12 protein-coding genes are annotated in these 12640 nt (G+C 65.8%); 5 read left to right on the top strand and 7 right to left on the bottom strand.

Annotated features, from left to right (window positions below; genetic code table 11):
• Positions 1-179: 179 nt before the first annotated feature.
• The 3 genes from M3A49_RS06260 (at position 180) to M3A49_RS06250 (ending at position 3126) form a co-directional block, all read left to right on the top strand.
• The gene (locus M3A49_RS06260) at positions 180-950 is read left to right on the top strand and encodes a GntR family transcriptional regulator (RefSeq protein ID WP_266227919.1); all 771 of its coding nucleotides are present in this window, start codon (positions 180-182) and stop codon (positions 948-950) included.
• Between the two features lie 102 nt (positions 951-1052).
• A complete protein-coding gene (locus tag M3A49_RS06255) occupies positions 1053-2105 on the top strand; it encodes an aromatic ring-hydroxylating oxygenase subunit alpha (RefSeq protein ID WP_266227918.1) in 1053 nt (350 codons plus the stop codon).
• Between the two features lie 64 nt (positions 2106-2169).
• The gene (locus tag M3A49_RS06250) at positions 2170-3126 is read left to right on the top strand and encodes a PDR/VanB family oxidoreductase (RefSeq protein ID WP_266227917.1); all 957 of its coding nucleotides are present in this window, start codon (positions 2170-2172) and stop codon (positions 3124-3126) included.
• A gap of 22 nt (positions 3127-3148) precedes the next feature.
• On the opposite strand, the gene mhpT is transcribed toward M3A49_RS06250, so the two are convergent.
• The 5 genes from mhpT to M3A49_RS06225 form a co-directional block, all read right to left on the bottom strand.
• Positions 3149-4378: a 3-(3-hydroxy-phenyl)propionate transporter MhpT gene (gene mhpT, locus M3A49_RS06245; protein WP_266227916.1), complete on the bottom strand. Its 1230-nt coding sequence runs from the start codon at positions 4376-4378 to the stop codon at positions 3149-3151.
• An 87-nt stretch (positions 4379-4465) separates the two neighbouring features.
• The gene (locus tag M3A49_RS06240; protein WP_266227915.1) at positions 4466-6253 is read right to left on the bottom strand and encodes an acyl-CoA dehydrogenase family protein; all 1788 of its coding nucleotides are present in this window, start codon (positions 6251-6253) and stop codon (positions 4466-4468) included.
• Between the two features lie 12 nt (positions 6254-6265).
• Positions 6266-8170 (bottom strand): feruloyl-CoA synthase, encoded by a 1905-nt coding sequence (locus tag M3A49_RS06235; protein WP_266227914.1) that lies wholly within the window; start codon positions 8168-8170, stop codon positions 6266-6268.
• An 85-nt stretch (positions 8171-8255) separates the two neighbouring features.
• Positions 8256-9707 (bottom strand): aldehyde dehydrogenase, encoded by a 1452-nt coding sequence (locus tag M3A49_RS06230; protein WP_266227913.1) that lies wholly within the window; start codon positions 9705-9707, stop codon positions 8256-8258.
• 35 nt (positions 9708-9742) lie between these two features.
• Positions 9743-10570, bottom strand: a complete 828-nt coding sequence (locus tag M3A49_RS06225; RefSeq protein ID WP_266227912.1) for a p-hydroxycinnamoyl CoA hydratase/lyase — start codon at positions 10568-10570, stop codon at positions 9743-9745.
• A 111-nt stretch (positions 10571-10681) separates the two neighbouring features.
• Between M3A49_RS06225 and M3A49_RS06220 the strand changes: the two genes are divergently transcribed.
• Together M3A49_RS06220 and M3A49_RS06215 are read left to right on the top strand one after the other, a co-directional pair.
• Positions 10682-11179: a MarR family winged helix-turn-helix transcriptional regulator gene (locus M3A49_RS06220; protein ID WP_266227911.1), complete on the top strand. Its 498-nt coding sequence runs from the start codon at positions 10682-10684 to the stop codon at positions 11177-11179.
• A gap of 38 nt (positions 11180-11217) precedes the next feature.
• Positions 11218-12102, top strand: coding sequence for an amidohydrolase family protein (locus M3A49_RS06215; RefSeq protein ID WP_266227910.1), 885 nt, complete (start codon positions 11218-11220; stop codon positions 12100-12102).
• A 30-nt stretch (positions 12103-12132) separates the two neighbouring features.
• Here the strand turns inward: M3A49_RS06215 and M3A49_RS06210 are convergent, their stop codons facing one another.
• A complete protein-coding gene (locus M3A49_RS06210) occupies positions 12133-12411 on the bottom strand; it encodes a hypothetical protein (protein ID WP_266227909.1) in 279 nt (92 codons plus the stop codon).
• An 8-nt stretch (positions 12412-12419) separates the two neighbouring features.
• On the bottom strand, positions 12420-12623 hold the full coding sequence (locus M3A49_RS06205; RefSeq protein WP_266227908.1) for a hypothetical protein: 204 nt from the start codon (positions 12621-12623) through the stop codon (positions 12420-12422).
• Positions 12624-12640 lie beyond the last annotated feature (17 nt).

The following is a 12640-nucleotide window of genomic DNA, read 5'->3' as shown; positions in this document are numbered from 1 at the left end:
AGACCCTCGCTGTACACAATTTCTCTTTACTTTCCGCTTACTTTTCCACGTTTACCCTGAATTTGACGCCAGTTAGATTGAATTGATCAAATAGTTGTATACAATTTGTACACATTGCGGCGCAGACTGCAGGCTGCATCTGGCCGCATCTACATTCGCTCCTCACCACTTCCTCGCTTATGAACGGCATCGACGACACCCCCACCAGCACGCGCGCCGGCTCCGCCGCTTCGCAGACCGTCAAAGCCCAACTCGGGCTGCGAGAACTGATACTCGGCGGCGAACTCGCACCCGGCGATCGCATTTCCGAACTGGCCGTGGTCGAGCGCCTTGGCGTCTCGCGCACGCCGGTGCGCGCGGCGCTCATCCGCCTGCAGGAGGAAGGGCTGCTCGAACCGATTCCGAGCGGCGGCTATGCCGTACGCTCGTTTTCGGAAAACGAAATACGCGACTCGATCGAATTGCGCGGCACACTCGAAGGGCTGGCTGCACGCCTTGCCGCCGAGCGCGGCATCACCCATTCGATGTTCCGCGACCTGCACGACTGCATTGACGAGATCGACGAACTGCTCGTGGGCGAACTGAGCGAGGAGACCTTTTCCCGCTATGTCGAAGCGAATGGCCGCTTTCACCGGCTGCTGGCCGTGGCTTCCGATAGCGAAGTGGTTGCGCGGCAGATCGAAAAAGTCGCCACCTTGCCGTTTGCATCGGCCAGCGCATTCGTGGTCGTGCAGTCGCTCGACCCGCGTGCGCGCGAAACGCTGATCGTTGCGCAGGCCCAGCATCGCGCGGTGCTCGAAGCGATCGAAAGCCGCGAAGGCGCGCGCGCCGAAGCGCTGATGCGCGAGCACTCGCATATCGCCCATCAGAACCTCAAGCGCGTGCTCGACAACCAGCGCGCCATGACGAGGCTGATTGGCGGCAATCTCATTCGCCGCAATCCGCGCTAGTGCGCGGTATGCAGGCTTGTTAAGCGGCTTGAATTGAACGGCGGCATGCGTGCCGTCCCTCACCCTGAACGAAGGCGCAACGAGGCGCCCTGGAGGAGACACATGTTCCTGAAAAACGCATGGTATGTCGCGTGCACCCCCGATGAAATCAACGGCAAGCCGCTTGGGCGGCAAATCTGCGGCGAGCGCATGGTGTTCTGGCGCACGGCCGAAGGCAGCGTCGCCGCGCTCGAAAACTTCTGCCCGCATCGCGGTGCGCCGCTCTCGCTCGGCAGCGTGCGCGAGGGGCATCTGGTGTGCGGCTATCACGGCCTCACCGTGGCCGCGAGCGGGAAATGCGTGAGCATGCCGTGCCAGCGCGTGGGCGGTATTCCGTCCGTGCGCAGCTATCCCGCGGTCGAGCGCTATGGCTTCGTCTGGGTGTGGCCAGGCGACGCGGCACAAGCCGATCCGGCGAAGATCCATCACCTCGAATGGGCCGACAACCCCGCGTGGGCATACGGCGGCGGCCTGTATCACATCCAGTGCGACTATCGCCTGATGGTCGACAACCTCATGGACCTCACGCACGAGACCTACGTGCACGCCTCGAGCATCGGTCAGCCCGAGATCGAGGAAGCACCGCCCAAGACCACGGTCAACGGCGACGTGGTCAGCACCAGCCGCTTCATGCACAACATCATGCCGCCGCCGTTCTGGGCCGCGGCGCTGCGCGGCAACGGCCTCGCCGACAACGTGCCCTGCGACCGCTGGCAGATCTGCCATTTCTCGCCGCCCAGCCACGTGATGATCGAAGTGGGCGTGGCGCACGCGGGCAAGGGAGGATACGACGCCGATGCGCGCGACAAGGCGTCGAGCATCGTCGTCGACTTCATTACGCCGGAAACCGAAACGTCGATCTGGTATTTCTGGGGCATGGCGCGCAGCTTCGCCGTGCACGACCACGCGCTGACCGAATCGATTCGCGCGGGACAGGGCAAGATCTTCTCGGAGGACCTCGAGATGCTCGAATCGCAGCAGCGCAATCTGCTCACATGGCCCGAACGCCGCATTCTGAGCCTCAACATCGATGCCGGCGGCGTGCAGTCGCGCCGCGTGCTCGACCGGCTTATCGCCGCCGAGCGCAACGCAACGGCCACCGCCGCGGCGGTCTGATTCGACCAAAGCCACGGTCGCGCGGGTACGCGCGGCCGCTCCCCTTCTATTGCCCCAACGCATCATGAAAGTCACCCTTCTGCGCAAGATCCCCGTTGCCACCGACATCTGCGTTTTTGAACTGGCGAGCGTCGACGGCGCGCCGCTCCCGGCGTTCGCGGCGGGCGCGCACATCGACGTCCATGTGGATGGATTCGTGCGCCAGTACTCGCTTTGCAACCGTCCCTCCGATAACGGCGCCTACCGCATCGGCGTGTTGCGCGATGCGGCTTCGCGCGGCGGCTCCGTCGCGATGCACGCGCTCGATGCAGGCACAAGGCTGGAAATCAGTCATCCGAAGAATCATTTCCCGCTAGACGACCAAGCCACGCATACCATCCTGCTCGCGGGCGGTATCGGCATCACGCCGCTCATCGCGATGGCCGAGCAGTTGCGCGAGGAAGGCCGCGCGTTCGAACTGCACTACTGTACCCGCGACCCACAGCGCGCCGCCTTTCGCGAGCGTCTTGCCGAAGCGGGTTTTGCGGAACACACACACTTCTATTTCGACAGCGAAGGAACCGATTCACGCATCGACCTCGCGCGCGTGCTTCGCGCTCCGCACGACGGTAAGCATGCCTACGTATGCGGCCCGGCGGGCTTCATCGACGCCGTGCTCGGCGCAGCGGCCAACGCAGGGTGGCCCGCTCAGAACGTGCACCGCGAGTACTTCGGCGCTGCCCAACAACCCGCGAGCGCAAACGCCGACGCCAACTGCGCCTTCCAGATCACGCTCGCGAGCTGCCAGCGCGTGTTCGACGTCCCGGCTGGTACGACGATCGTCGAAGCGCTGCGCGCGGGCGGCGTCGAGGTGCCGGTCTCATGCGAGCAAGGCGTATGCGGCACCTGCGTCACGCGCGTGCTATCCGGCGAGCCGGACCACCGCGATCTCTACCTGACCGACGAGGAGCGCGCCGCGAACGACCAACTGCTGCCGTGCTGCTCGCGCTCGCGCACGCCCATGCTCGTGCTCGACCTCTAATACGGCGCGCCGCCACCGCATATCAGGACTCGCGCGCTCGCCTCACCGCGAGCAGCGCGGCGAGCGCCGCCACCAACGTGACTGGAACGCTCGCGCCTATCACCGTCGTGGCGCTCGCGCCGCCTGCCAGCAACTGCCCTGCCGCGAGCGGACCGACGATCGACCCCACGCGTCCCACCGCGACTGCCGCGCCCACGCCGGTGCCGCGCATGACGGTGGCGTAGCTTGTCGCGGAAAGCGCGTAGAGCATCGACTGTGCTCCGACCACGCCCATACCCGCGAGCAGCACCGAAACCGAGATCCAGAACAGGTTGCTCGCGCCCGCGAGCATGAACAGCGAGATCGCGATGCCGCCATAGACAGCCGCGACGACACGCCCTGGCTTTACGCGGTCCATCAGCATGCCGATGGCAAGCACGCCGATCACGCTGCCGACGTTGAAGAAAATCTGCGTGACGCCGGCCTGGCTGCGCGTGAGGCCGCGGCTCACGATCAGCGAAGGCAGCCAGTTGAGCAGGAAGTACAGCACGATGAGCGTGCAGAAAAAGCTGATCCAGATCTGCGCGGTCACCGCGGCGCGGCCCTCGCCGAACAGCACGCGCCACGTGGGCGGCGGGCCGCCCTGCGTGGACCGCGCGCGGCTTGAGGCCGCTTCATAGGCCGCGGATTCGGGCAGGCAAGCGAGGATCAGCGGCGCGACCACGAGCGGTCCGACGCCGCCCGCGTAGAAGATATGCCGCCATTCGGTGTCGCCCGCACTGAGCACGCCAATCAGCGCCGCAAGCGCGCCGCCAAGCGGCATGCCGCAATACATGATGCTGACCGCCGTATTGCGCAGCCGCGGCGCCACGGCTTCGGCCGAGAGCGCGATCAGGTTCGGCATGGCGCCGCCGAGGCCGATACCGGTCAAGACGCGCGCCACCAGCAGGGTGGGGAAGCTCCACACCTGGGCGGTGAAGATCGAGAACACGCCGAACGCCACCATCGAGAGCAGCAGCACGCGCTTGCGCCCGATGCGGTCGGCGAGGCGTCCGCCGATCATCGCGCCGGGCAGGAGACCGAGCATGCCCGCGCTGAACGCGAGCCCCATCTGGCTCACCGAAAGACCGAACTCGCGCGCCATGCGCGGCGCGGCCACACCCGTCGACTGGAGATCGACGCCCTCCAGCACCGCCACGATCAGACATAAACCCAACACCCATGCGGTTCCCGCCGCCGTGCGCGCGCTCCCCTGCGTAGTCGATGACGACACGTTGCCTCCTCGTTTTGTAATGGAATATCGCGGCCTCTCACCGCGCCGGTACTACTTAGTTACTCTAATCTACGTGCTGAAATATTTTCAGGTGTACGGCAGCGGAGCGCGGCAACCCGCTTCGATGAGCCGCAGCCGGTAATCGAAGGCCGCAAGCGGGTAAGCGAAAAAGTAATGCGCCGTGATGCGCTTTCCGGCATAGAACGGATCGTCGGCAGAGGCATCCATCGCGATGCGCAGCGTGCGCGCCCAGGCGAACGCGAGCAGCAGCCAGCCGATGAGCGCGAGATAGTCGTCGGCCACGCGGTAGGGCAACTCGCGATCGTCCGCGCTGCTCTGCGCGATTTCATCCGTAATGCGCCGCACGTCCGCCACCAGCGCAACGAGCCGTGCGCCCGCGCTGTGAAGTGCGTGATCCTGGGAAGCGATACAGCGTGCGGCCTCCGCCGTGACATGCGCGAGCAACGCGCGCAACGTCTCGCCGCCGTCGCCGAGCACCTTGCGCACGAGCAGATCGATTGCCTGGATTTCGTTCGTGCCTTCGTAAAGCATGGCGACGCGGCTGTCGCGCACGGTCTGCTCCACGCCGTATTCGTGGATATAGCCGTAGCCGCCGAACACCTGCACCGCGCTCGATGCCGCCGCAAATCCATTGGCGGTGAAGAACGCCTTGGCGACAGGCGTGAGCAGCGAGGCAAGTTGCCCCGCCGCCTGGCGTTCATGCGCATCGGGATGGCGCGCGGCCACATCGAGCCAGTAACCGATCCAGTAGCCGATGGCGCGCTCGCCCTCCACCGTCGCGCGCAAATCGAGCAGGACGCGCCGCATGGCCGGATGAAACGCAATCGGCGCGGCCTGTGCCGGCTCGCCCTCGTAATGCGCAGGCGCGCTCACGGCGCGCATCTGCGCGCGTTCGTGCGCGTAGGCATGCGCGCGCTGCCAGGCAAGCTGCGCATGGCCCACGCCCTGCATCGCCACCTGCAGGCGCGCCGCGTTCATCATGACGAACATCGAAGCGAGGCCGCGATGCGGCTCGCCCACCAGCCAGCCCAGCGCGTGTTCGAAACGCATCGAGCACGTCGGGCTGGCCTTGAGGCCCATCTTCTTCTCGATGCCTTCGCAATGCACGCCGTTGCGCACGCGCTCGCCGGTCTCGCCGAAGGTCCATTTCGGCACCACGAAGAGCGAGAGGCCCTTCGTGCCCGCCGGCGCATCGGGCAGACGCGCGAGCACGAGGTGCACGATGTTTTCGGTCAGATCGTGCTCGCCGCCCGTGATGAAGATCTTGCTGCCGTCGATGCGCCAGGCGCCGTGCGCCGAGTCGGGCGTCGCTCGCGCGCGCAGCAACGCGAGATCGCTGCCCGCCTGCGGCTCGGTCAGGCACATGGTGGCAAGCCACTCGCCGCTCGCGATCTTCGGCAGCCAGTCGCGCTTCAGTGCATCACTGCCGTGCGCCATCAGACACGCCGTCGCGCCGTGCGTAAGGCCGGGCGACATGAGCCATGCGTGGTTGGCCGCCGCGAGCATTTCCTGCAGCGCGACTTCGAGCAGTTGCGGCAAGCCCTGGCCGCTGGCGTCGGCGTCGAGCGCGAGCGTGGGCCAGCCTGCCGCGACGAAATCCGCGTACGCCTCGCGAAAGCCCGAGGGCATCGAGACCTCGCCGCCCTCGAAGCGGCAACCCTCGAGGTCGCCCGCCGAGTTCAGCGGCGCGATGTGTTCCATCACGAAACGAGCGGCTTCTTCGAGCACCTGCTGTGCCGTCGCGCTGTCGAGGTCCTCCCATGCGGGAACGCTGCGCCACCATGCGGGTGCTTCGATCCATTCGTCGATCACGAAGCGCATGTCGCGCAGCGGAACCTGGTAGTCGAGACTCATCGTGACCGTTCCTCAAACGTGCTGCCGATGACGGGCGAAGATCACGCGCGTTTCGGTGCCCCGCGCGGCGTATAACGCATCCACGAGCACCGCGCGCTGGCTCAGCACGACACGCTGATTGATCGACCCTTTGTCCGTGATCTCGCCGAGATCGAGCGACGGCGGCGAGTCCATCACGTGCAGTCGCGTGATGAGGGTCGCGCTGCCCGTCGCCTCGCGGTTCAGCCGCTCCAACAGGTCGGCAAAGAAGTCGCGCACGGCGCTCGCGTCCAGAACGTCGCGCGCGGCAGCGCTCGCGACGAGCCCCGCGAGCCGGCGGCATTCGTCGAGGCGCGGGAAGATCAGCACGCCGACGTCGTCGCGATCCATGCCCGCGATCACCGCGTCCTGCACGTACGGCGCACCGCCCGAAACGATGCGCGCGCGCATGGGCCCCACGCTCACGAACGTGCCGGAGCTGAGCTTGAAATCTTCGGCAATGCGGCCGTCGAACAGCAGGCCCAGTTCGGGCCGCCCGGTATCGACGAAGCGCACGGCGTCGCCGGTGCGGTAGTAGCCCTCTTCGTCGAACACGTCATGACGGTCCGCCTCGTTCACGCGCCAGTAGCCGCCCATCACGTTCGGGCCGCGAAAGCGCGCTTCGAGCTTGCCGTCCACGGGCACGAGACGCGTCTCGCAGCCCGGCGCGGGCAGGCCGATATAGCCCGCGCCCATCACCGGGCCGGTCGTGAAGAGGCACGACGGCGCGGTCTCGGTCATGCCGAGGCCCGCCATGATGCGGATGCGCTCGCCGCAATGGGCCTGCGTCACGCGTTCTAGCCGGTCCCACGCCGCCTGCGAGAGCCCCGCGCCCGCGAAGAAATACATCTTCACGCGCGAGAAAAACGTCTCGCGCAACTGCGCGTCGGTTTCGAGCGCGGCGGTCAGTTCTTCCCAACCCTTCGGAACGTTGAAGTAGAGCGTGGGCGCGATTTCGCGCAAATTGCGCAGCGTCTCTTCGAAGCGGCCGGCCACGGGTTTGCCGTCGTCGATATAGAGCGTGCCGCCGTTGTAGAGCGCGATACCCACGTTGTGGCTGCCGCCGAAGGTGTGATTCCACGGCAGCCAGTCCACCAGCACCGGCGGCTCGATGCCGAACTGCGGGAAAGTTTGCAGCAGCATCTGCTGGTTGCTGCACAGCATGCGATGCGTGGTGGGCACGGCCTTCGGCAGGCGCGTCGATCCGGAGGTGAAGAGGAACTTCGCGATCGTGTCGCCGCTCACGCGCGCCTGCGCGTCTTCGAAGCTGCCCGCCTGCGTCTCGAGCAACGTCGAAAACGGCGTCTCGCGGCGGCCGCCGCCAGCCGGCGTCACGACCACGCGCTCGATATCGGCGGGCACCGCGGCGTCGAGCGCCGCGGCAAAAGCGGGGCCGTCTGCCGCGAATACGAGGCCCGGATTGAGCAGGCCGAGCGTGTGCCGCAGCTTGTTGTAATCGCTGGAGACGAGCGAATACGCGGGAGATATGGGCGCATAGGGCACGCCGGCCCATAGTGCGCCGAACGCCATCTGCAGATGTTCGAGATCGTTGCCTGAGAGCAGCGCGATCGGACGTTCGGCCGACAAGCCGCGTTCGATCAAGGCCTGCCCGATCGCACGGGCGCGTTCGAGCATCTGCGCGTAGCTGATGCCCTGCCATTGCCCGGCGGCGCCGCGGCGCGCCACGAGCCAGCGCTCCGGATGCGCGCGCGCGCCGCTCACGAGCCGGTCGGTCACGCGCTCGGGGAAGTCGTCGAGCGCCTCGCTCGAGCGCAAATACCAGCAGTCGCCGCGCCGTTCGATCTGCGGCGCGGCCGAGCCGATCGCGACGGCGCGGTAACCGGCGAAGTCCGGTTGCACGACGGCGCGAGCATGCGTTTGGGTCGGCTCCGAATCCAAAGCCTGTCTCCTTTGCTTGACCGGTGCCGGGCTGCGCGGTGGATCGGCGCAGACGGCCCGGTGGTTCATGTCGTGATGGGCGCGTTCAGATCGGATAGTGGCGCGGGCCGGTCTGCACGGTGATCCAGCGCAGGTCCGTGAATTCGGCGATCGAAGCCTTGCTGCCGAAGCGGCCATAGCCGCTCGCCTTCACGCCGCCGAACGGCATTTGCGCTTCGTCGTGCACCGTCGGCCCGTTGATATGGCAGATGCCCGATTCGATGCGCTTCGCCACGTTCATCGCGCGCGCGATATCGCGGCTGAATACCGCCGCCGAAAGACCGTACTCGCTGTCGTTGGCAACTTTCACCGCTTCTTCGTCGCCGTCCACGCGCTGCACCGTCACTACCGGGCCGAACGATTCGTCGGCGTAGAGCTTCATCTCGCGCGTGACGTTTTCGACGATCACGGGCTGCATGACCGCGCCGTTCACTTCGCAGCCCAGCGGCAGTTTCGCGCCCTTCTCGCGCGCGTCTTCCACAAGCGCGCGTATGCGCCGCGCCGATGCTTCGCTCTCCAAAGTACCCAGTACCGAGCCCGGGTGCGTGGGGTCGCCGGCCTTCAGCGTGCGTGCCTTCGCAACGAGCTTGTCGACGAACGCATCGGCAATCTTGCGGTCGACAATCACGCGCTCGGTCGACATGCAGATTTGCCCTTGATTGAAGAACGCACCGAAGGCGATGCCTTCCACTGCGGCGTCGAGATCGGCATCGTCGAGCACGAGCACCGGCGCCTTGCCGCCCAGTTCGAGCAGTGCGGGCAACAGACGCCGCGCGCAATGCTCCGCGACGACGCGGCCCACGCGCGTCGAGCCCGTGAAGTTCACGCGCTTGACGGCGGGGTTGGCGATCAGGCGCTCGACAATGGCCGGCGCATCATCCGGCGCATGCGTGAGCACGTTGACGACGCCCTCGCCCAGACCCGCCTCGTTGAGCACTTCGCCGATCAGCGCATGCACGCCGGGACACCCTTCGGATGCTTTCAGGACCACCGTATTGCCACACGCGAGCGGCATGGCGAGCGCACGCGTGGCAAGAATCACCGGTGCGTTCCATGGCGCCATGCCGAGCACGACGCCGCACGGCTGGCGCACGGCCATCGCGAGGCTGCCGGGCACGTCGGAAGGGATCACCGCGCCGTCGATCTGCGTGGTCATGGCAGCCGCTTCGCGCAGCATGTTGGCGGCGAGCATCACATTGAAGCCGTACCAGTTCGCCATCGCGCCCGTTTCCGCCGCGCCGATGGCGATGAAATCCGTTGTACGCGCATCCATGCGGTCGGCCGCGGCAAGCAGGCGCTTGCGGCGCTCCGTGGGCGTGAGCGCGGCCCACGCCGGGAAGGCGTGCGCGGCGGCGGAAACGGCCGCGTCCGCATCTTCCAGCGTGGCGGCTGCCGCGCGCGTGGCCACCGCGCGCGTGGCCGGATTGATGCGCTCGAAGGTCTTGCCGTTCGACGCGGCGCGCGCCGCGCCGCCGATCAAGAGGCGGGTTTCATGCATGTCGTTGTCTCCTCTGTCTGGTGCGACGCTATCGATTAGCGCTTGTATGCCTGCAGGCCCGGCTTGATGCTCTTGTCGTCGAGGAACTGCTTGAGGCCCTGCTCGCGGCCGCCTTCCTTGTCGCGATGGTTGGCCTGGTCGAGCTTCGCGTAGAGATAGTCCTCGTTCTGCTCCCACGTCAGTTCGCGCGAACGCTTGAAGCCATGCTTCGCGTTGCGCAGCACGACCGGGTTCTTGTCGAGCAGTTTCGCGGCGAGCGCGAGCACTTCCTCGCGCAGTTGCGCGAGCGGCACGCTCTTGTTGACGAGCCCCATTTTCGCGGCCTGCTGGCCCGTGAACGTATCGCCCGTCATGATGTAGTAAAGCGCCTCGCGGTGGCCCACCGTATCCGCCATCGCCTTGCTCACGAGGTTGCCCGGCGGAATGCCCCAGTTGATTTCCGAAAGACCGAACGTGGCTTCGTCCGCGGCAATCGCGAGATCGCATGCCACGAGCGGCGAGAATCCGCCGCCGAAACACCAGCCGTTCACCATCGCGATGGTCGGCTTCGAATACATGCGCAGCAGTTGCCATTGCCAGCGGCTCGCGTCGCGGCGAATGCGCTCCTGCAGCACGTCGGGGCCCGCATCGACTTCGCGGAAGTATTCCTTCAGGTCCATGCCGGCCGTCCACGCCGAGCCTTCGCCGGTCAGCACGAGCACTTGCGCCTCGGCGTCGAGCTCAAGCGTTTCGAGCACGTCGATCATCTCCTTGTTGAGCGTCGGGCTCATGGCGTTGCGCTTTTCCGGCCGGTTCAACGTCACCCAGGCGATGCCGCCCGCAACCGCAACCTTGACCGTTTTCCAGCGACCTTCGTAGCTCATTTTCTCTCTCCGTAGACACTGCCGCACTCGCGGCTTGAAATCAATTTACTATCAGGCTACTTGATATGTAAAGTAGAATATGATCTCGTCGGTACAAACCCGTAAAACGCGATGACCCAGAAAACTTCCCCCACCGCGCCGCGTGCCCGAGTCGCGCAGCAGTCCGCCGAGGGCGGCCCACACACCGTGCCGGCCATGCGCCTGAGCTACCTGATCGGCCAGCTCGACCGCGTCGTTTCCCGCCGCCTGACTGAAGCGCTCGCGCGCCACGGGCTCACGCTGCCGCAATACACCGCGCTTTCCGTGCTGCGCGCGCGCGGCCGCTCCTCCAATGCGCAACTCGCCGAGCGCTCGTTCATCACGCCGCAGGCCGCCAACGAAGTCGTGAAGACGATGGAGGCGAACGGCTGGGTCATGCGCGAAGCCGACCCGATGAATCGCCGCGTGGTGCTGCTATCGCTCACCAAAGCCGGCAACGCACTGCTGGGCGAATGCGACGCCGCGGCCGATCACGTGGAAGGCGCGATGCTCGACGATATGGACACTGAAACAGCGGAAAAGCTACACGCGCTGCTGCATGCGTGCGTGCGCAATCTGCGCGCCGCGTAAGCGCTCGCTCGGCGAGTGACAGGAAGGAGGAGACACCCTTGAACATCGACCAGCTCGTTGCGATCGACACGCACGTCCACGCCGAAGTGTCGTGCTGCCAGCCGCCCGATCTCTTCGCGAAGGAATTCGACGAAGCCGCCGACAAGTATTTCGGCACCGTACTGAAGCAAGGCCGCCGCCCGACGATTCCGGAAACGATCGAGCACTACCGCGAGCGCAAGATCGGCTTCGTGATGTTCACGGTGGATTGCGAGGCGAATATCGGGCGGCGCCGCATCGGCAACGAAGAGATCGCCGACTTCGCGCAACAAAACGCCGACATCATGATCGCGTTCGCCAGCATCGACCCGCACAAGGGCAAGTTCGGCGCGCGCGAGGCCCGGCGGCTGATCGAGGCGCATGGCGTGCTCGGCTTCAAGTTTCACCCCACCATGCAAGGCTTTTTCGCCAACGACCGGCTGGCTTACCCGCTATACGAAGTGATTGCCGAATATGGCCTGCCCGCGGTGTTTCATAGCGGCCACTCGGGCATGGGTTCGGGCATGCGCGGCGGCGGCGGGTTGCGGCTGAAGTATTCGGAGCCGATCTATCTCGACGATGTGGCCGCCGATTTCCCCGACATGAAGATCGTGATCGCGCATCCCTCCTGGCCGTGGCAGGAGCAGGCGCTTTCCATCGCGCTGCACAAGCCCAACGTGTATATCGACCTGTCGGGCTGGTCGCCGAAATACTTCTCGCCGGAATTAGTGAAGTACGCGAATACGCTCTTGCGCGAGCGGGTGCTGTTCGCTTCCGACTTTCCCTTGATCCGTCCGGATCGCTGGCTCGCGGATTTCGATACGCTCGACATCAAGCCGGAAGTGCGCCCGTTGATCCTCAAGGAGAATGCGGTACGGCTACTCGATCTCGGCGCGAAAACCTGAAGAAAGCGGCGCGCCTGGCGCAAGCGCGATTTACATCAGGCGAAGCACCTCCCGCCCAGCATACGCCGCCGCAACCGCGCGCCCGAGGCCGGTTACGCCCACGAGTTGAAGCGGCAACAATACCTGGAAATGCAGGCCGAGTTCGCGTGTGCGCGCAACGCTATTCGCGTTGTGCGCCATCAGCCAGATCATGCGCTTGGCGCCCATGTAGCCGCCCGAAAGGCGCATCGCCTCAGCTCGGATGGCCGGCAACGTAAGCACCCGCGCCGCGCCGCTCGAAGCGAGCAGCACGCGCCCGCCTTTGGGCATCGGCGCCTTCAATGCGGCTTGGACACCGTGGAGCGTGGCTTTGACGTCGTTACGACTTTCGCGCCCAACTGCTCGACAGCGGCGAGGCCCTCGCTATCTCGCGCCAGAACGGTCACTTTCGCTTGCCTTCGAAGCAACGCCTCCACCATGGCAAGCCCCAATCGCCGGCTTCCCCCGGCAATCAGCACCGTTTGATCTTGAATCGTCTCCATCCTGCCCTCCTGTCTGG

Origin of the sequence: Paraburkholderia sp. CNPSo 3076, from assembly GCF_026343935.1 — a bacterium.
Classification (GTDB): Bacteria; Pseudomonadota; Gammaproteobacteria; order Burkholderiales; family Burkholderiaceae; genus Paraburkholderia; species Paraburkholderia nodosa.
This window is presented reverse-complemented; position numbering and strand designations above follow the sequence as displayed.